The organism is Sphingosinicellaceae bacterium (assembly GCA_019285715.1).
Taxonomy (GTDB): Bacteria; Pseudomonadota; Alphaproteobacteria; order Sphingomonadales; family Sphingomonadaceae; genus Glacieibacterium.
The window spans coordinates 878,369-898,202 of record CP079108.1; the positions used below are offsets into that span (position 1 = coordinate 878,369).

General features: G+C 68.2%; 17 protein-coding genes. 13 read left to right on the forward strand and 4 right to left on the reverse strand.

All coding sequences use genetic code 11. From position 1 onward, the window contains the following. Positions 1-118 precede the first annotated feature (118 nt). Complete coding sequence (locus KX816_04120) at positions 119-1,792, reverse strand: D-aminoacylase (GenBank protein ID QXQ07239.1); 1,674 nt, start codon at positions 1,790-1,792, stop codon at positions 119-121. A gap of 455 nt (positions 1,793-2,247) precedes the next feature. Between KX816_04120 and KX816_04125 the strand changes: the two genes are divergently transcribed. The 9 genes from KX816_04125 to ppdK all read left to right on the forward strand — a co-directional run bounded on the left by KX816_04125 (position 2,248) and on the right by ppdK (position 12,950). Then, entirely contained in the window at positions 2,248-2,691 is a 444-nt protein-coding gene (locus KX816_04125; GenBank protein QXQ07240.1) for a hypothetical protein, read from the forward strand. Positions 2,692-3,218: 527 nt separating this feature from the next. Further along, positions 3,219-4,316 (forward strand): alpha/beta fold hydrolase, encoded by a 1,098-nt coding sequence (locus tag KX816_04130; protein ID QXQ07241.1) that lies wholly within the window; start codon positions 3,219-3,221, stop codon positions 4,314-4,316. A gap of 28 nt (positions 4,317-4,344) precedes the next feature. Beyond that, the gene (locus KX816_04135) at positions 4,345-5,493 is read left to right on the forward strand and encodes a DUF3089 domain-containing protein (GenBank protein QXQ07242.1); all 1,149 of its coding nucleotides are present in this window, start codon (positions 4,345-4,347) and stop codon (positions 5,491-5,493) included. Further along, the gene (gene ruvX / locus KX816_04140) at positions 5,493-5,957 is read left to right on the forward strand and encodes a Holliday junction resolvase RuvX (GenBank protein QXQ08392.1); all 465 of its coding nucleotides are present in this window, start codon (positions 5,493-5,495) and stop codon (positions 5,955-5,957) included. The genes KX816_04135 and ruvX overlap by 1 nt, the downstream gene beginning before the upstream one ends. Positions 5,958-6,053: 96 nt before the next feature. Next, positions 6,054-6,395: a hypothetical protein gene (locus KX816_04145; GenBank protein ID QXQ07243.1), complete on the forward strand. Its 342-nt coding sequence runs from the start codon at positions 6,054-6,056 to the stop codon at positions 6,393-6,395. A gap of 4 nt (positions 6,396-6,399) precedes the next feature. Beyond that, the gene (locus KX816_04150) at positions 6,400-7,263 is read left to right on the forward strand and encodes a glycine--tRNA ligase subunit alpha (protein QXQ07244.1); all 864 of its coding nucleotides are present in this window, start codon (positions 6,400-6,402) and stop codon (positions 7,261-7,263) included. After that, the gene (gene glyS, locus KX816_04155) at positions 7,263-9,653 is read left to right on the forward strand and encodes a glycine--tRNA ligase subunit beta (GenBank protein ID QXQ07245.1); all 2,391 of its coding nucleotides are present in this window, start codon (positions 7,263-7,265) and stop codon (positions 9,651-9,653) included. Before KX816_04150 ends, glyS begins: the two co-directional genes overlap by 1 nt. A gap of 13 nt (positions 9,654-9,666) precedes the next feature. Beyond that, on the forward strand, positions 9,667-10,293 hold the full coding sequence (locus KX816_04160; GenBank protein ID QXQ07246.1) for a hypothetical protein: 627 nt from the start codon (positions 9,667-9,669) through the stop codon (positions 10,291-10,293). Next, positions 10,290-12,950 carry a pyruvate, phosphate dikinase gene (gene ppdK, locus KX816_04165; GenBank protein ID QXQ07247.1) on the forward strand — a complete coding sequence of 887 codons (2,661 nt, stop codon included), beginning with the start codon at positions 10,290-10,292 and terminating at the stop codon, positions 12,948-12,950. The genes KX816_04160 and ppdK overlap by 4 nt, the downstream gene beginning before the upstream one ends. Position 12,951: 1 nt before the next feature. On the opposite strand, the gene KX816_04170 is transcribed toward ppdK, so the two are convergent. Further along, on the reverse strand, positions 12,952-13,515 hold the full coding sequence (locus tag KX816_04170; protein QXQ07248.1) for a hypothetical protein: 564 nt from the start codon (positions 13,513-13,515) through the stop codon (positions 12,952-12,954). Between the two features lie 118 nt (positions 13,516-13,633). Between KX816_04170 and KX816_04175 the strand changes: the two genes are divergently transcribed. Genes KX816_04175 through KX816_04190 form a run of 4 tightly spaced genes read left to right on the forward strand, consistent with a single transcriptional unit; the run spans position 13,634 to position 17,982 of the window. Further along, positions 13,634-15,274 carry an MFS transporter gene (locus tag KX816_04175; protein ID QXQ07249.1) on the forward strand — a complete coding sequence of 547 codons (1,641 nt, stop codon included), beginning with the start codon at positions 13,634-13,636 and terminating at the stop codon, positions 15,272-15,274. Between the two features lie 59 nt (positions 15,275-15,333). Next, positions 15,334-16,197, forward strand: a complete 864-nt coding sequence (locus KX816_04180) for an alpha/beta hydrolase (GenBank protein ID QXQ08393.1) — start codon at positions 15,334-15,336, stop codon at positions 16,195-16,197. After that, the gene (locus KX816_04185) at positions 16,194-17,297 is read left to right on the forward strand and encodes an FAD-binding oxidoreductase (GenBank protein QXQ07250.1); all 1,104 of its coding nucleotides are present in this window, start codon (positions 16,194-16,196) and stop codon (positions 17,295-17,297) included. The genes KX816_04180 and KX816_04185 overlap by 4 nt, the downstream gene beginning before the upstream one ends. 10 nt (positions 17,298-17,307) lie before the next feature. Continuing rightward, a complete protein-coding gene (locus tag KX816_04190; protein ID QXQ07251.1) occupies positions 17,308-17,982 on the forward strand; it encodes a fumarylacetoacetate hydrolase family protein in 675 nt (224 codons plus the stop codon). A 405-nt stretch (positions 17,983-18,387) separates the two neighbouring features. On the opposite strand, the gene rnhA is transcribed toward KX816_04190, so the two are convergent. Both rnhA and thrB read right to left on the reverse strand, forming a co-directional pair. Beyond that, on the reverse strand, positions 18,388-18,840 hold the full coding sequence (rnhA, locus tag KX816_04195) for a ribonuclease HI (protein QXQ07252.1): 453 nt from the start codon (positions 18,838-18,840) through the stop codon (positions 18,388-18,390). Beyond that, on the reverse strand, positions 18,833-19,795 hold the full coding sequence (gene thrB / locus KX816_04200; GenBank protein ID QXQ07253.1) for a homoserine kinase: 963 nt from the start codon (positions 19,793-19,795) through the stop codon (positions 18,833-18,835). The genes rnhA and thrB overlap by 8 nt, the downstream gene beginning before the upstream one ends. Positions 19,796-19,834 lie beyond the last annotated feature (39 nt).

Genomic DNA, 19,834 nt, shown 5'->3' on the forward strand with positions numbered 1-19,834 from the left:
CCCGCGCACGTCATGCTGCACTGCACCCAAATTAGTCGCTGGTTGACGTGTTTTTCGTCGACTAACCAGATAATGCCAATCTTATCAGCCAATCAGGGTTAACTCCCGACTGCTAGGCTTAGGAGCACTTGCCCGCGCCGGGTCCCTTTACGAACCGACCCGCCGCGGCACCGGTCGGCGCGCCGTCCTTCAGCACCTGCACGCCGTTGACGAAGACTTGGGCGACCCCGGTCGCGAACTGCATCGGCTTGTCGTAGGTGGCATGGTCGGCGATCGTCGCCGGGTCGAAGATCACGACGTCGGCGAAGGCTCCCGCCGCCAGCCGCCCGCGGTCCTTGATGCCGAGGTTGCCGACGGGGAAACTAGTCAGGCGGCGGATCGCGTCCTGCAGCGTCGTCGTCTTCTCGTCGCGGACATAGTGGCCGAGCAGCTTGGCAACGTTGCCGTAGGCGCGGGGATGGGTGCTGGACTGGAGGAACACGCCCTCCGGTGCCGAGCCCTCCGCGTCGGAGCCGAAGCCGACCCACGGCAGCGCGGTCTGGCGGCGGACATTGGCCTCGTCCATCAGAAAATAGGCGGTGCCGACGCGGCTGCCGTCCTCGATCACCAGGTCGATGACGGTGTCCTCGGGCGAGGTGCCGCGCAGCTTGGCGACCTCGGTCAGAGTCTTGCCGGTCAGCGGCTTCAGCTTCGGGTTCTTGAAGCCGAGCAGCAGCACCCGGTCAGGGGAACCGGTGGCGAGGAGCAGGTTCTCCCAATCCTTGCCCGGCTGCTTCATCTCGGCGATCACCCGCGCCCGGATCGCGGGATCGCGTAACCGCTCGGCCCATTTGTCGTAGCCGCCGGCCTGAACCCATGTCGGCATTGCGGCGTCCAGCCCGGTCGCTCCGGCGGTGTAGTTGTACATGTCCGCCGTGATCCGGATGCCCGCCGCCCGCGCCGCCTCGACCCGCGCGATGACGGTGTCGATCTTGCCCCAGTTGGCGCGGCCCGCCTGCTTCATGTGGTACATCTCGGCCGGCCCGCCGGACTTGCGCGCGATCTCGATGAGCTCGTCGACCGCCTCGACCAGCCGGTCGCCCTCGGAGCGCATGTGGCTGATGTACATGCCGCCGCACTTGGCGCTCTCGGTCGCCAGCGCGATCAGCTCCGGGGTCTTGGCGTAACTGGCGGGTGCGTAGATCAGCGATGAACCGACCCCGACCGCACCTTCCTTCATCGCCTGCCGAACCAGCGCACGCATCTGGTCGAGCTGGGCCGGTGTCGGGTCGATGTCATCGAAGCCGACGATGTCTTCGCGCACCGTCGTCGCCCCGACGAAGCTCGCGACGTTGGGCGCGATGCCGCGCTTCTCGAGGAAGGCCAGGTATTCGCCGAGCGTCGTCCAGGTGATCGGGTACTTGATGTCCGACTGCTGCTTGAGCGCATAGGCCTTCAGCGCCGGGCTCAGCGGCCCCATCGAATCGCCCTCGCCCATGACTTCGAGGGTGACGCCCTGCTTGAGGTCACTGAGCGCCCGACCATCGGCGATCAGGCTCTCGGTCGACCAGCTCAGCATGTTGACGAAGCCCGGCGCGACCGCGAGGCCGTGCGCGTCGAGGGTGCGCTTCGCGGCGGGCGCCTTGCCGGTGCCGGTCGCCGTGATCCGGTCGCCACTGACCGCGACCCAGCCCTTGTAGGGCACGCCGCCGAGGCCGTCGTAGATCAGGCCGTTGGTGATGACCGTGTCGGGGGAGGCGGCCAGCGCGGAGGTCGCGAGCAGGGTCGCTACTGCCGCCAGCATCATCTTCATCGCGCCGCCCCTTGATTTAGCGGCCGCAGCTTAGAGGGCAAACGCCATGGCGCAAATCGCGCAGAAATTGCCGATCAAGGTGGCGGTCAGATCACTTGATTGCCGACCCTCGGCTCGGCTGTCACCATGCAGCGATGATACAGATCCTCACGATGGCTGCAGCAATTGCTGGCCTTCATGGCACAGATGATCTTCGTGGAGCGGCGGGGGTTTGCATTCGCTGGGACGGGCCTCCCGGTGCCTCGTCCGGCGCGCCGTTGCCCAGCTGCGACCGGCTATGCCGACAGTAGAATTGCGATGGCAACTACCGCCAATCTTGGACCTTCAGCGCGGTCGGCGGCAATCCAAAAGCGGCCATTCGTTCACCTCGCCGGGATGACAGTTTCTGCCCATACTTCGCCATCTTTATGATCCGCCTACCCTGTTAGCGGTTTATCAATCAGGGAGAGAGCGAGATGGACGCATCAAAGTCGGTCGAGATATTTGATCGGAGGGTCGGCTCCACTGGCGTTGAGTTATCCGTCAAGGAGCTATTCGCGGCGGTGATGTCTTTCTATGTCAATTGTCCGGTCGATGGGTTGGTTGAAGAGCGGGGCGACGGGTTGCTATTCGAATTTGGTGCTTACGATTGGGGAGCGGGGCTACGCTTCGAAATTGGCCTGACCAGGCAGTTCATCGAGATCGAACGGGATGATGACGATAACGTGTTTAGCCAATTCCACCTGACAAGCTTCTACAGTCCTTCGAAGGCACTAATTTCTATCGGATCGGGAGAACGTTGGTGCTGGAGCAAGGCCGATCTTCCGGCTTTCTCCGAATGGCTCCTGACTCATCCCGTCCTTGCGGCTGTTGAGCGGCTAACGCCTCTGAAATCAGAAACATGGTGGGAGCTTGTCTAAAGCTGGTGCCGAAAGGCACATTTTGGCATCTTGGCTCGAAGACCAGACAGTCGCCTAACCACCACTAACGGTCACTCGATATGATACTGACTGAAGCCGATCGAGAACATTGTGTCCTACAGATGTGCCGATATGGTACATAGAAGACATGAAACACCAAACGACATTCTCGCGGCTCGCCTGCCTCTTCAACGAGTTGGCGGGTACGGAGCAATTGCTCCGCTCCTGCCGCCGTGTCGCGGCAGGGCGCGCGAAGGCGCTCGCAGCCACCAACCCCTTGAAGAAGGGAGAGGGCAAGCGGTGGTCGCGCAATAAAACTCTCGCTGGGCGTGAACTTGTGTCAACTTTGGACCGCTCTTCGACGAGGAGCGCGCCGCTCGCCGGTTCCTGCAGGTCGCTTTCGGCCTCCTCGCGGCGCTCGCTACCGGGCCGTCGACGATGGCCGGGTTCGGAGCTGTGGCTCAAGACCCTGTCACGACATTGGGCGCGGCCGTTGACCCTCCCGCCGATCCCGCTAGCCTCGCCTCATGCTCATCAGCCTGATTGCCGCCGTCGTCGCCGCTGCCGCGCCAGCCACCACCGCCCCCGCTTCACCCGGTCCGGCACCCGCCGCAACCTCGAAATGGCCGATCACGGAGGCCGACTTCACCGTCCGCAACTTCGCCTTCGCCAGCGGCGAGACGCTGCCCGAGCTGCGCCTCCACTACACCACGCTGGGCAAGCCGCACCGCGATGCCAAGGGCCGGATCGACAACGCCGTCATGGTCCTCCACGGCACCGGCGGGACCGGCAAGCAGTTCCTGCAGCCGCAGTTCGCCGACCGGCTGTATGGACCCGGCCAGCCGCTCGATATCACCCGCACCTACGTCATCCTCCCGGACGGCATCGGCCACGGCAAGTCGTCGAAGCCGAGCGACGGGCTGCACGCGCGCTTCCCGCACTACGACTACACCGACATGGTCGCCGCCAACCACGCGCTGGTCGTCGATGGGCTGAAGATCCCGCAGCTGCGCCTTGTCATGGGCACCTCGATGGGCTGCATGCACGCCTTCGTGATGGGCGAGGCCTACCCCGGTTTCGCCCGCGCGCTGATGCCGCTGGCGTGCCTGCCGGTCGAGATCGCCGGGCGCAACCGCATGTGGCGCAAGCTGTCGATCGACGCGATCAAGGCCGACCCGGCCTATGCGAATGGCGACTACATCCGCCAGCCGGTCGAGGGCATGCGCACCGCGACCGCGCTGACGCTGGTGGCGGGCGGCGCGCCGGTGCGGATGCAGGCCGACATGCCGACCCGCGCGGCCGTCGAGACGTGGCTCGACGGCCGGGTCGAGACGCGGCTGGCGGACGGTGATGCCAACGACACGATCTACCAGCTCGACGCCTCGCGGACCTACGACCCGTCGGCAAAGCTTGCTAGCATCACGGTGCCGGTGGCGTGGATCAACTCCGGCGACGACTTCATCAACCCGCCCGGCCTGCACATCGCCGAGGCCATGGTCGGCAAGATGCCGAACGCGACGTTCCGCCTGATTCCCGAATCTGCCGCGACCCATGGTCACGGCACCCACACCTGGGCACAGTTCTGGAGCGACGACCTAGTGGCGCTGCTGAGACGGAGCGAGTAGGGGCGCGGGCCAACCTGAAAGGTCGAGCTTGTACGCACGCCGCTTCCTGTGGATCATCGCGGTCCTGGTCTTCGTCGGGATTGCCGCCGCGTTCTTCTACGCGCTGAACCCGGTCGCGGTGTACCGCACGGCCTTCACGCCGACGATGAAATTCGAGGCGACGCACCAGGCGAACGGCCCCGACTATTCGACGCCCGCCGGCTGGGACGCGCACCCGGGCCTGCCGCACGGCCCGGCGCAGTGGACACCGCCGGGCTATGCGGTCGCGCCCAAGCCGCGGGTCGCGGTATTCTTCGTGACCCCGACCGCCTACCTCGGCCGCGACCGCTGGAACATGCCGTTCGGCGACAGCGCCACCGACACCCGCATCGCGATCTACCTCAAGGGCGAGGCCTCCGCGTTCAACGGCATCGGCGAAGTCTGGGCGCCGCGCTACCGGCAGGCGGCGTTCGGGGCGTTCTTCACCGCCAAGCCCGACGCGACCCGCGCCATCGACCTCGCCTACCACGACGTGTCGCGCGCCTGGGATGTGTTCCTCGCCGCGCAGCCTAAGGACCGGCCGATCATCCTGGCAGCGCACAGCCAGGGCTCGCTGCACCTGCTGCGGCTGCTGCGCGAGCGGCTCAAGGGCACGCCGGTGATGCAGCGCATCGTCGCCGCGTACATCGTCGGCTGGCCGATCTCGGTCGCTGCCGACCTGCCGGCGCTCGGCCTGCCGGCGTGCAACTCCCCAATCGCAATCGGGTGCATCCTCGCCTGGCAAAGCTTCGCCGAGCCTGCTGACGCCAAAACGCTGCGGGTGATCTTCGACTCGACCCCCGGCTACACCGGCATACCGCGCGACGGCACGCCCGTACTGTGTACCAATCCGATGACGGGCATGTCGGGGGCCGAGCAGGTGCCGGCCTCGCGCAACCTCGGTGCCCTGATCCCCGACGCCGGCCTCGGCAGCGCGACCCTGGTCGTCGGCCGGGTGCCGGCGCGCTGCTCGCCCGAGGGGCTGCTGCTGGTCGGGCCGCCGCCGGTCGGGTTCGGCGATTATGTGCTGCCAGGCAACAACTACCATGTCTACGACTACGCCTTGTTCTGGGCGAACGTCCGCGCCGATGCGGAGGCTCGCGCCGGCGCGATGCCGGCGCCGGCCCCCCAGCGCGTCCGCGCCCGCCACCGCCGGTGATCCTGGACGTCGCTGCCTTTGCGTTGGCGTTGCCGGATGGCGGCCGGCTGGCCGGGCTCGACGTCGGCACCAAGACCATCGGCATCGCCACCTGCGATGCGCAATGGAGCTTCGCCACGCCGCATAGCGTCATCCGCCGGGTCAAGTTCACCCCTGACCTCGCGGTGCTGCTGGCGCTGCTCGACAAGGAGCGCATCATGGGCGTCGTCTGCGGCCTGCCGCTCAGCATGGACGGCAGCGACAGCCCGCGGACCCAGTCGGTGCGCGCCTTCGCCCGCGCCATCGACGGTCCGCTTTGTCGCCCGCTATTGCTGTGGGACGAGCGCTGGTCGACGCAGGCGGTCGAGCGCCAGATGATCGCCGAGGACTGGAGCCGTGCCCGCCGGGCCGCCGCTATCGATGCCCACGCGGCGGCGCATATCCTGCAAGGTGCCCTCGACGCACTGACGCGAGCGCCGCTCTAATACGCGCCTATCCAATGGGTGTAGTTGCGGCCTTTGCTGCGACCGCGTAAAGCCCCCGGACCTTTACCCCCCAAAAGCGAGACTCGTCGAACATCTATGGGCTTCAAGCTACCCGACCATAAAGACCGCCAGGGCGATGCCCTGAAGGCGCGCCAGGAGGCGCTCGCCAAGTTCAAGGCCAAGACCGCCGAGATCGATCCGGCAGCCGTTGCCGAGCGCGCCGCCAGCCGTGCCGCTGCCGAGTCGCGCCGCGTCGCTGCTGCCGCCGAGAAGAAGGCCGCGCAGGAGGCCGCCAAGCTCGCGACTATCGCCGCCAAGGAAGCTGCCAAGCTCAAGGCGGAGGAAGACGCGAAGATCACCGAGGAAATGCGCGAGGCCGAGCGCAAGCGCCTGCGCGACGAACGCTACGCCGCCCGCAAGGCCGCCAAGAAGCGCTGACGGGGTGTATCCCCGGCCGCTCTCGTTCCAAAACCTGATCCTGACGCTCCAGGACTACTGGGGCTCGCGCGGCTGCGTGGTGCTGCAGCCCTACGACGTCGAGGTCGGGGCCGGCACCTTCCACCCCGCGACGGTGCTGCGCGCGCTCGGCCCGAAGCCGTGGAAGGCCTGCTACGTCCAGCCGAGCCGCCGACCTTCCGATGGCCGCTACGGCGAGAACCCAAACCGACTCGGCGCCTATTACCAGTTCCAGGTCATCCTGAAGCCGTCGCCCGCCGACATCGTCGAGCTCTACCTCGGCAGCCTCGAAGCGATCGGCATCGACACGAAACTGCACGACGTCCGCCTCGTCGAGGACGATTGGGAGAGTCCGACACTCGGGGCCTGGGGGCTGGGCTGGGAGGTCTGGTGCGACGGCATGGAAGTCAGCCAGTTCACCTATTTCCAGCAGGTCGGCGGCCACGACTGCGCGCCGGTGTCGGGCGAGCTCACCTACGGGCTGGAGCGCCTCGCGACCTATATCCAGGGCAAGGATTCGGTCTTCGACCTCGCCTACAACGATGCCGGCACGACCTACGGCGACGTCTTCCGCGAGAACGAGCGCGAGTTCTCGGCCTACAGCTTCGAGGCGGCGAACACCGACCTCCTGTTCCAACAGTTCAAAGACGTCAGCGCCGAGTGCCGCGCGCTGGTCGAGCGCGGCCTGCCGCTGCCGGCCTACGACCAGGCGATCAAGGCGAGCCACATCTTCAACTTGCTCAATGCGCGCGGCGTCATCTCGGTCGCCGAGCGCGCCGCCTACATCGGGCGGGTCCGTGACCTGACCAAGGCGGTCTGCGACGCGTACGTCGCCAAGCTGGCGGCCTGATGCCCGACTTCCTCCTCGAGCTCCTCACCGAGGAGATCCCCGCCCGCATGCAGGCCAAGGCCGCCGAGCAGCTCGGCGTCCGCTTCGGCGACGGCATCAAGGGCAAGCTGCCCGGCGGCGACATCGAGACCTTCGTCACCCCGCGCCGCCTGATCCTGATCGCGCGCGGCCTCGGCGCGGCGGGCAACGACACCGAGGAGGAGCGCCGCGGGCCTCGTGCGGACGCACCGGCGCAGGCGCTCGAGGGCTTTCTACGCTCCACCGGCCTGACCCGCGGCCAGCTCGAGGAGCGCGACACCCCCAAGGGCAAGTTCCTCTACGCCACCATCCGCGCCCCCGGGCGCAGCGCCGCCGCGGTCATCGCCGACCTGATCCCGCAGATCGTGCGCGACTTCGACTGGCCCAAGTCGATGCGCTGGGGTGATGCCTCCACCAGCACCGCGAGCCCGCGCTGGGTCCGCCCGCTGTCGTCGATCGTCGCGCTGCTCGACGGCGAGGTCGTGCCGTTCGCGGCCGCGGGCATCCCCAGCGGGCGCACGACGCGCGGCCACCGCTTCATGGCGCGCCAGGCGATCGAGGTCGGCAGCGCAGCAACCTACGCCGACCAGCTCCGCGCCGCGTATGTCCTGATCGACCCCGCCGAGCGCCAGCGGATCATCGTCGACGGTGCCCGCGCCGCTGCCACCGCGCGCGGCCTGACCCTGATCGAGGACGCCGGGCTGGTCGCCGAGAACGCCGGCCTGACCGAGTGGCCGGTGCCGCTGCTCGGCGACTTCGACCCCGCGTTCCTCGACGTGCCGCGCGAGGTGATCCAGCTCACCATGCGCACCAACCAGAAGTATTTCGCCTGCGTGGACGCCGCCGGAGCCCTCGCCCCGGTGTTCGTCTGCGTCGCCAACCTCGATGCGCCCGACGGCGGCGCGACCATCGTCGCGGGTAATCGCAAGGTGCTCGCGGCCCGGCTGTCGGACGCCAAGTTCTTCTGGGACCAGGATCGGGCGACGACGCTGGAAGCGCGCCTGCCGAAGCTGGCGGACATCGTGTTCCACGAGAAGCTCGGGACCGTCGCGGACAAGGTCGAGAGGGTGGCGAAGCTGGCGCGTTGGCTGGTCGAGAGCGGGGCTGTGAAGTCGATCGCGCAGCGTGAGGCCGCTTCTTCTGCCGTCATCCCGGCGAACGCCGGGACCCAATCGGCGCCGGACCGCGATGCACTCGGAATGGGTCCCGGCGTCCGCCGGGATGACGATCTTGAGCAAGCGAGTGTCACCCGCCTCGCCGACCTCGCAGAACAGGCTGCCCGCCTGTGCAAGGCCGACCTCGTCTCCGCCACCGTCGGCGAGTTCCCGGAAGTCCAGGGCATCGCCGGCCGCTACCTCGCGCTCGCCGAGGACCTCGGCCCGCAAGTCGCCGACGCCATCCGCGACCACTACAAGCCAGTCGGGCAGGGCGACGACGTGCCGACCGCCCCGGTCAGCGTTGCGGTGGCACTAGCAGACAAAATCGACACGCTTTACGCGTTCTTCTCGATGAAAGAGTTTCCAACGGGTTCGCGGGACCCGTTTGCGCTTCGCCGCGCTGCTCTTGGCATTGGACGTCTGCTCGCCGAGAACGACATCCGGCTCGCCGTTACGGATGCGATGACGGAGGTCCTCTTGGACCCGCTGTACTCCGACACCTATGAACTGTTTGCCAAAAGCGGCGCTGAAGCACTCGCCTCGACGTTGGTTACCGATCCAAACTCACGGATCGAGTATGTCGATGGTACGCCCCATCTGCTGCTTGGCAACGAGGATATGGGACGATCCAGCGCCGCTCAGATGCAAGCAATTGCGGATCGTGACGAATATCTCGATGGCCTCTGGGACGCACCTTCAAAGGTCGTGGAATTCCTGATCGACCGCCTCAAAGTCCAGCAGCGCGAAGCCGGCATCCGCCCCGACATCATCGACGCGGTCTTCGCCCTCGGCGGCGAGGACGACCTCGTGCGCTTGCTCGCCCGCGTCCGCGCGCTGCAGGCCTTCATCGCCACCGACGACGGCACCAATCTTCTCGCCGGCTACCGTCGCGCCGCCAACATCCTGCGCATCGAGGAGGCCAAGGGTGAGGCCTTCACCGGCGACTACGACCCGTCGCTCCTGTCCGAACCCGCCGAGCAGGCGCTCGCCGCCGCGCTCACGACCACCCTCGCCGATGCCGCCGACGCCGTGGCGCGCGAGGACTTCGAAGCTGCGATGACCGCGCTGAGCCGACTACGGCCGCCTGTCGACGCGTTCTTCGAAGCGGTCATGGTGAACGTTCCGGAACCGGAAGTGCGTTCGAACCGTCTCAATCTACTCGCCAGCTTCCGCGCTGCAGTGCACAACGTCGCGGACTTCTCGAAGATCGTCTGAAAGTAGCCGCGCCATGAGTGCCCCGATCGCCGCCGCTGCTTCAGTCCTGCCCGCCACGCCACTGGTCTGGCGGCTGACGTTGCTGATGGCCCTGGCACTGACGGCCCTCACCGCCGCCGATATCGCGACGACGCTGGTGGCGCTCAGGAACGGTGGTATCGAACTCAACAACCATGTCTCGGACGGCAAGGGCGGCCTCGACATCGGCAAATTGGTGCTGGTCAATCTGGCAGTGCTGAGCCCGCTTGTGATCGGCTATTTCATCGCCATGCGAAAAGCGCACCATGTCCCCGGTCCGGTCCTCGACCATTGGTGGCGGCACGTCTTCGACATCTTCACGGTGTCCCCGCGTAGTGATGCCGGGCGCTCGCGTGCACCGCTTCGCTTGGCGACCGCGGCGATGGTGATGATCGTGCTCAAGGCGCTGATCGTCGGCAGCAATGTCCTCGTCGCACTCCGTATCCAGAACCCGACATCGCTGATCGCCGATATGTTCTCGGCCGCCGGATTGTCCGGCCCGGGCCTGTGGAAGGCCGCTTACGCTGTCCTCATCATCCCCTGCTACATCGCCGCCGTCGGGCTGGCGGCGCTGACCCTGACCGCGGTCCAGCGCGAGCGTACTGTAAAGGCTGTTGCATGAGTCACGTCTACCGGTTCGGCGGCGGCGTTGCCGACGGCGATGCATCGCTGAAGGAAGCGCTCGGCGGCAAGGGTGCGAACCTTGCGGAGATGTCCTCGATCGGCCTGCCGGTGCCGCCGGGCTTCACCATCGGCACCGCGGTCTGCCAGGTCTATTACGACAACGGCCAGGCGTTTCCCGACAGCCTCAAGACCGAGGTCGCCGCCGCGCTCGACCATATCGCGAGCCATGCCGGGATGCGCTTCGGCGATCCCGCCAATCCGCTGCTCGTCTCGGTGCGCTCCGGCGCGCGGGTGTCGATGCCGGGGATGATGGACACCGTGCTCAACCTCGGCTTGAACGACGCGACCGTCGAGGGGCTGGCCGCCGCCTCGGGCGACGCGCGGTTCGCGTGGGACAGCTACCGCCGCTTCATCCAGATGTACGCCGACGTCGTGCTCGGGCTGGACCATTATCTGTTCGAGGACGCTCTCGAGATCGCCAAGGAGGACCGCGGTGTTACCCTCGATACGGAGCTCAGCGCCGACGACCTGCAGCGGCTCGTGGCGCGCTACAAGGCGCTCGTCCTGACCAGCTGGGGCGACGACTTCCCGCAGGACGTCCACGACCAGTTGTGGGGCGCGATTGGCGCGGTGTTCGGCTCGTGGCGGTCGGAGCGTGCGCGCGTCTATCGCCGCCTCAACGACATCCCCGAAAGCTGGGGCACCGCGGTCACCGTGCAGGCGATGGTGTTCGGCAACATGGGCGAGACCTCGGCCACCGGGGTCGCGTTCACCCGCGACCCGTCGACCGGCGAGCACGCACACTACGGCGAGTTCCTGATCAACGCGCAGGGCGAGGACGTCGTCGCAGGCATCCGCACGCCGCAATATCTGACACTTGCTGCGAGGGAGCGCGCCGGTGCGTCGAAGGCCTCGATGCAGGAGGCGATGCCGGATGTGTTCGCCGAGCTGGCGCACGTCTTCGAACTGCTCGAACGCCACTACCGCGACATGCAGGACATCGAGTTCACGGTACAGCAGGGCAAGCTCTGGATGCTCCAGACTCGCTCGGGCAAGCGCACTGCCAAGGCCGCGCTCAAGATCGCGGTCGACATGGCCGACGAGGGGCTGATCACCAGCGAGGAAGCCGTGCTGCGTGTCGATCCTGCGGCGCTCGACCAGCTGCTCCACCCGACGCTCGACCCGAAGGCCCCGCGCGACGTGCTGACCAAGGGGCTGCCGGCCTCGCCGGGTGCGGCGAGCGGTGCTGCGGTGTTCGACAGCGACACCGCGGAGATGCGCGCCGCAGCGGGCGAATCGGTGATTCTGGTGCGCACCGAGACCAGCCCCGAGGACATTCACGGCATGCACGCCGCCAAGGGCATCCTGACCGCGCGCGGCGGCATGACTAGCCACGCGGCGGTTGTCGCGCGGGGCATGGGGCGGCCGTGCGTGTCAGGAGCGGGAACGCTGTCGATTGACCTCAAGGCGCGGACGCTGCGGGTCGGCGGGCGCACCATCAACGAAGGCGACATGCTGACCATCGACGGGTCGACCGGCGAGGTCATGGTCGGGCTTGTCGCGACCGTCGAGCCGGAGATGGCGGGCGATTTCGGGCGGCTGATGGAGTGGGCCGACGTCCACCGCCGGATGCAGGTCCGCACCAACGCCGAGACGCCGCTCGACTGCCGCACCGCGCGCGGCTTCGGGGCAGAGGGCATCGGATTGTGCCGCACGGAGCACATGTTCTTCGACGCGGCGCGCATCACCGCGGTGCGCCGCATGATTTTGGCCGAGGATACCGCCGGGCGGGCCGCGGCGCTCGAGGAACTGCTCCCCGAACAGCGCGCCGACTTTGCGCAAATCTTTGAAATCATGGCAGGATTGCCGGTTACCATCCGCCTCCTCGACCCCCCGCTGCACGAGTTCCTGCCCAGCCACGAGGCCGAGTTCGAAGAGGTAGCAACCGCGATAGGCATAACAATCGATACACTTCGGCGGCGGGTCGGCGAGCTCCACGAGTTCAACCCGATGCTCGGCCACCGCGGCTGCCGCCTCGGCATTACCTACCCCGAGATCTACGCGATGCAGGCCCGCGCCATCTTCGAGGCCGCGGTCGACGTCGCCAAGCGCACCGGCGCGACGGTGGTCCCCGAGGTTATGGTGCCGCTGGTCGCGACGGCGCGCGAGCTCGAGATCACCAAGACGCTGATCGACGCTACGGCTCGCGACGTGTTCGCCGAGCAGGGCCACACGCTCGACTACCTGGTCGGCACGATGATCGAACTGCCCCGCGCCGCGCTGCGGGCCGGCGACATCGCCGCGCAAGCCGAGTTCTTCAGCTTCGGCACCAACGACCTTACCCAGACCGCGCTCGGCATCAGCCGCGATGATGCCGGACGCTTTCTGACCGCCTATGTCGAGCAGGGCATCTACACCCGCGATCCGTTCGTCTCTATCGACGTCGAGGGTGTCGGCGAGTTGATCCGTCTCGCCGCCGAGCGCGGGCGCGAGGCCCGGCCCGGCATCAAGCTCGGCATCTGCGGCGAACATGGCGGCGATCCGTCGAGCATCGCCTTCTGCGAGGAGCTCGGACTCGATTACGTCAGCTGCTCACCGTATCGTGTGCCCATCGCGCGGCTCGCGGCGGCGCAGGCGGCGTTGCGGGGGCGCTAGGCTAGAGCGCCCCGAACCGAGTCTCGTATTCCGTCGTCCGCCCCTCGTGGAGGAGGCGTGCCTGCTCGACCAGCCGGTCGGTGCGGATACGGCCGGCGAACGGCCCGAGCTGCGAGTCGATGACGTCGGCGTCGGCGCTCGACCAGCCCGCGACCTGGTCGATGCGGGTGACGCCGAGCTTGGCCAGGCTGGCGGCGAACTTGTCGCCGACGCCCTTCAGCTGGCGCAGGTCGCCGCCCTCGACGGGGGTATCAGGCATGGGGTCGCTCACGACGCCGTCAACGACGCCCGGCGTGATGACGCCGCGCTTGGCCTCGACGCGCTTCAGGCGGTCGACCTCGGCAGCCAGCGGGCGCAGCCGCTCGTCGAGCGAGTCGCGCTCGAGACGAAGCGCGTTGCGGTCGGCGATCAGCGCCTCGCGCTCGCGGGCCAATATATTGACCTGCTCGTCGAGCCGGACCGCGCGGCGTGCCGTGCCCGAGCGCGCGACGAAGCCGAGCCACAGGCCGATAATCAGCGCGACGATCGCTGCGCCGATGGTGATTGGGTCGATAGTAAAGTGCATGGGTGCTCTCCGGCAGGTCTTGCGGCACTAACGCCACTCCGCGCGAAATGACGCAAGTCCCGGCGGGCGGTTGACGCGATCATTGCCCCGCCGGGCGCGCTCCCCTATCCGCATGCCGATGACCGCGCACGTCTATACAAGCGCCGAGCGCCGCCTTGCGCTGGCGGCGGTATTGATCGTGCTGCTGTTGTCGGCGCTTGACCAGACCATCGTCTCGACCGCGATGCCGCGTATCATCGCGGAACTGGAGGGGCTCGAGCGTATCGCCTGGGTCGGCACCGCGTACCTGCTGACTTCGACCGTCACCGTGCCGATCTACGGCAAGCTCGGCGACCTGTATGGCCGGCGGCCAATCCTGGTGTTCGGGGTCGTCGTCTTCCTGCTTGGCTCAATGTTGTGCGGACTGGCGGGCGAGTTCGGCGCATTGCCACTGGTCGGCGACGGCATGAACCAGTTGATCGTCTGCCGGGCGCTGCAGGGAATCGGTGCCGGGGCGCTGACCACCGGGGCCTTTGCCACCGTCGCCGACATCGTGCCGCCCGCCGAGCGCGGTCGCTACACCGGGCTGTTCGGGGCGATGTTCGGGTTCGCCAGCGTCGCCGGGCCGGTCATCGGCGGCTTCCTGACCGAGCACGCGACGAGCCACGTCTTCGGGCAGGTGATCAGCGGCTGGCGCTTCGTCTTCTACGTCAACCTGCCGCTCGGCGCGCTGGCCTTGTGGGTGCTGGTCAACCACCTGCCGGTCCGCGGCGGTGCCGCACTCGCAGAGCGCCGGGTCGACTGGATTGGCAGCGGGCTGATTATCGCCGCCTTCGTGCCGCTGCTGCTGGCGCTGTCGTGGGGCGGGCACAGTGTGCCGTGGGGCAGCCCACGCATCGTCGCCAGCGTCGCGATCGGCCTCGCGGCGCTGGTCGCGCTGATCCTCGTGTCGCGGGGCAAATCCTATGCGGTCGTGCCGCTCGGGCTGTTCGCCGGCCCGGTGTTCCGGCGCGGCAACGTCGCGCTGTTCCTGATCAACGTCGCCTTCATGGGCGTCGTGATGTTCTTCCCGCTGTACCTTCAGGTGGCGCGTGGTGCTGGCGCGACGGACAGCGGCTTCGCACTGCTACCGTTCATGGGCGGGGTGCTGTCCGGCAGCATCATCGCCGGCGGCGTTGCGCGCCGGACCCAGCAGTACAAGCCGGTGTTGATCGCTGGCGGTGTCGTCATGCTGGTCGGTGTTGTCCTGCTGATGCAGGTTGGGCCAGCGACCAGCCACGGCTTTCTGCTGTTCGGGCTGGCGGTGACCGGTCTCGGCCTCGGCCCGGCGCAGGGCATGTTCACGCTCGCGATCCAGTCGCCGGTCGAGCACAAGGACACCGGGGTCGCAACGAGCTCGGCGCAGTTCTTCCGCCAGATCGGGTCGACCATCGGGGTCGCGGTCTTTGGCGCGCTGCTGACCAACCACCTCGCGGCGGAGCTGCCGCGGCGGGTGCCGGACCTGACGCGCGGCACTGTCGTCGATATCAGCCAGGCGCAGCGGCTGGCGATGGACCGGCCGGCGTTGCAAGCGACACTGGCGGCGCGCGGCGACTATGATCCAGCCTCGGTCGAGCGCACGTCTGCCGGCCTCAAGGACAGTTTCTCGGCGGCGATCCTCGGGCTGTTCCCGATCAGCGCCTTGATCATGCTCGTGGGCTTCGGAGTGACGCTGTTTATGCCCGGCATCCGGCTGCGTGGGCGCGAGGACGTCGCCGCTGCGGACGCGGTCCCGGCTTGAGCGACGCGTTGGACCTGCGCCGCAGCCTGCCCGAGGGCGCGGTGGTCGAGACGCGCACGATGGCCGACGGCTGGCTGCTGCGGACGATGTGCTGGAGTGGCGGTACCCGCGGCTCGATCCTGTTCCTCAACGGCCGTGGCGACTTCATCGAGAAGTACGCCGAGAGCTACCATGACTGGCGGGCGCGGGGCTTCGGGCTGGCGACCTTCGACTGGCGCGGGCAGGGCGGCTCAGGGCGCGTCCTCGCCGACTCGCAGAAGGGCCACGCCGCTGACTTCGGGCCGTGGCTGAGCGACCTTGCCGAGCAGGTCGCGTGGTTCAGGGCGACCCTGCCAGCGCCGCACTTCGCCATCGCGCACTCGATGGGCGGGCACCTGCTGCTGCGTCACCTGGAGACCAACCCGGAGAGCTTCGACCGCGCCGTGCTGCTGTCGCCGATGACCGGGCTGCGCGCACAGCCACTCGGGCCGCTGCTGGCGTGGCTGCTCGCCGGCCTGATGTGCGGGCTCGGCAGGGCGGAGCAGTATGCGCCGGGCGCGGGCCCGCTGGTGCGCGGCTTGGCAGGTTCGATACGGCAGCGACGGCTGACCAGCGACGTCGAGCGCTACGTCGACGAGGCCTGGTGGCTCGACAAGCACCCCGAGCTCGCGGTCGGCGGCGTCACCAACGGCTGGCTCCGCGCCGCCTTCCGCTCGGTCGACGCGCTGCGGGCTCCGGGGGCCTACGAGCGCGTGACGACCCCGCTGATGATCCTCGTCGCCGAGCATGAGGCGCTGGTCGACAACGCCGCGACCGTGCGGGCGGCGGCACGGATGCCCAAGGCGTGGCTGCAGACCGTGCCGGGCGCGGCTCACGAGCTAGTGCGCGAGGCCGATGCGATCCGGTTGCCGCTGCTCGACGGCATCGCGGGGTTCCTCGAATGAAGGTCGTTCCCAAGGTCGTCATCGTCGGGGCCGGCATGGCGGGGGCGAGCCTCGCCTACTTCCTCGGGCAGGACGCGGACGTCGTGCTGCTCGAGGCCGAGGACACGCCGGGCTACCACACCACCGGGCGCTCTGCGGCGTTTTGGGTGCCGAGCTACGGCGGCCCGACGGTGCTGCCGCTGACCGCAGCGTCGCGCGACTTCTTCGTCGACCCGCCCGAGGGCTTTGCCCGGCCGTTGCTGAGGCCGCGCCCGGGCCTCCATCTTGCGCCACCGGGCGATGAGACCGGACTCGCGGCGCAAGCGGCAGAGCTGGTCGCAGTGGGCATCGTGCCCGAGCTGCTCGACCCGGCGGCGCTGGCGGCGCGCTTCCCGATGCTGCGGCCCGAATGGGCGCGTGCGGGCATGCTCGAGGCCGACTGCTGGGACATCGATGTCGCCTCGCTGCATGCCGGCTTCCTCTCGGGGGCACGGCGGGCAGGCACCCGGCTGGTGACCAGCGCACGGGTCGAGGGCCTGCGCCGTGACGGTGGCGGTTGGCACGTCACGACCACCGCGGGTGACTTCGAGGCCGACGTGGTCGTCGACGCGGCGGGCGCCTGGGCGGACGGGCTCGCCGAACTGGCCGGAGCCGCTCCGCTCGGCCTTATCCCACTCCGCCGCACGATCGTCGTGCTCGCCGTCGACCCGGTTCCCGACCCAGAGCTGCCGGTGACCTTCGACGGTGCGGGCAGCTTCTATTTCAAGCCCGATGCGGGCCGCATGTGGGTCAGCCCGCACGACGAAACCCCCGACGTGGCCCGCGATGCGGCCGCCGAAGAGCTCGACATCGCCGTCGCCGTCGACCGCTTCCAGTCCGCCACCCGCTACCGCGTCGAGCGGGTCGAACGCCACTGGGCGGGCCTGCGCACCTTCGCTCCCGACCGCGCGCCGGTATTCGGCTTCGACGCCCACGTGCCGGGCCTGTTCTGGTGCGCCGGGCAGGGCGGCATCGGCATCCAGACCGCCCCCGCCGCGGGTCGGCTGTGCGCCGACCTGCTGCTCGGGCGGGAGCCCGAGGTCGACCCCGTGCCGTTCTTGCCCGAACGCTTCAAAGCCTGAGGAACGCCGCATGAACCTCCCTATCGTCGCCGCCCCGACCATCGCCATCGCCGGCAGCACCGAGCGCTTCCCGGTCCGGCGGATCTTCTGCGTCGGCCAAAACTACGCCGACCACACCCGCGAGATGGGGGGCGATCCCGACCGGCAGCAGCCGTTCTTCTTCAGTAAGCCTGCCGATGCCGTCGTCGCCAGTGGCAGCGAGTTGCCGTTCCCGTCGCACACCACCGACCTTCACCATGAGGTCGAGCTGGTGATCGCTATTGGCGGTGGGGGCAGCAACATCGGGGCGGGCGATGCGCTCGGCTTGGTCTACGGCCACGCCGTCGGTCTCGACCTGACCCGCCGCGACCTGCAGGTGGAGGCGAAGCAGGCCGGGCGGCCGTGGGACATGGCGAAGGGCTTCGACAACTCCGCACCGGTCGGACCGCTGCGGCTCGGCGCACCGCCGGTATCGGGAGCGATCGCGCTGACCGTCGACGGGGCCGTGCGCCAGTCGGGCGATCTGTCGATGATGATCTGGAACGTCGCCGAGGTCATCGCGGCGCTGTCGACCTATGTCGTGCTCGCGCCGGGCGACCTGATCTTTACCGGCACGCCGGCGGGGGTCGGCCCGATCGAACGGGGGCAGACGGTCCGCGGTACGCTGGTCGGGGTCGACCCGATTGAGGTGAGATTCGCGGCGTAAGGCCAGCAGACTTTCTTCTTCGCGCCTTACCCGCCTGCTTCGCGAACTTCGCGTGAGATTCTGGAGTTCCCATTGCGCGGCGGGGCTTTACAGGTTTCACGCAACGCTCGCGAAGGAGGCAGGCAAGGCGCGAAGGTGCTTGAACCGGGGCCGCGTCGCTCTACGGAGCGCATCGCCGGGCTGTCGAATATGAACGAGAGTTGTCAGAGTTTGTACCCTCGCGACGTTTGCGATTTCGCCAACCGAGCATCTCTCTCCCGCCAATCCCAGCAATTCTAGGCTGTCTATCCCGGCGCACCAGCGATGAGAAAGATCAGGCGCCAGCGAGTCCGCCGCGATCCAATTGTACCGGACCGGTGATCTGTAGGACAGCGGCAATCGCGGCGGGGCTTGGAGTCGCCGGTGTCACATCCGTCCGCGCGCCTTGTCGATTGCGGCGTTCGCCAGTGCGTCGGCGCGCTCGTTGTCGGGATCGCCGGCGTGGCCCTTGACCCACTTCCACGTCACTTGGTGGCGGGCAGTGGCGGCAATAAGCTCCTGCCACAGCTCGACATTCTTGACCGGCTTGCCGTCGGCTGTCCGCCAGCCCTTGCGCTGCCAGCCGTGGACCCACTTCATGATGCCGTCGCGGACGTAGTTGCTGTCGGTGGTCAGCGTCACCTTCGCCGGACGCGTCAGTGCCTCCAGCGCCTTGATCGCGGCGGTCAGCTCCATGCGGTTGTTGGTGGTGTGGGCTTCGTGGCCCATCAACTCCTTCTCGGTCGCGCCCATGCGCAGCACCGCGCCCCAGCCGCCGATGCCCGGGTTGCCCTTGCAGGCGCCGTCGGTAAAGATGATGACGTCGGGTAGCTCAGCCACCGAGCACCTGCGCGGCAGTCGCGGCTGCGTACCATTCCAGCCGGCGGGCAAACGCCATCGGGTCTTTCCGGGTCACCAGTGCATCCTTCGGGGTGTTGAGCCAGTCATAGGCCCGGGTCAGGGTGAAGCGTAGCGCCGAGCCCCGGCACAGCACCGGCAGCGCCGCGATTTCAGCGTCGCTGAGGGGGTGCGCCGAGCGGTAGCCCTCGACCAGCGCAGCGGCGCGCGCAGGGTCGAAGCCGCGCCCGTCGTTGCCGAACGCCCACGCCGTGTGGGTCACCGCAAGGTCGTAGGCGCGGATGTCGGTGCAGGCGAAATAGAAGTCGATGATCCCGGTCACCGCGCCGTCGAGCAGCAGAACGTTGTCGGGGAACAGGTCGGCATGGATGTTGGTCCGCTCGAGGTGGCTCGGCCAGTCGCGGGCAAGGGCGGCAACTTCGCCAGCGACTAGCGCCTCGAGGCCGGGCGCAATGCCGTCGAGCTGGCCGGCACAGGACGCCGCGAGCGGGGCCCAGCTGGTTTGCCCGAGACCGTTCGGGCGTTGCCCGGCGAAGTTCGCGGTGGCGGTGTGGAGGCGACCCAGCGCAACCCCGGCGGCGCGGCATTCGGCGGGACTCGGCTCGGTCACCGACACGCCAAGCACGAATTCGATCAGGCAGGCCGGACGCCCGGCCAGCACCTGCAGCGCCTTGCCCTCACGGTCGGGGACCGGGCGCGGCACCGGTAGCCCGGCGTCGGCGCAGTGCGTCATCAGCGCGAGGAAATACGGCAGTTCGGCTGCGTCGACGCGCTTCTCGTAGAGGGTCAGGATGAACCGCCCGCGTGTCGTCTCGACGAGATAGTTGGAGTTCTCGACCCCCTCGGCGATGCCCTTGCAGCTGACCGCGGTGCCGACATCGTAGCGTGCGAGGAACGCCGCCAGCGCGGCGGCGTCGACCGGCGTATAGACCGCCATCAGGCCGCGATCGGACGGATCGCCGTCAGGCGGTGAGCG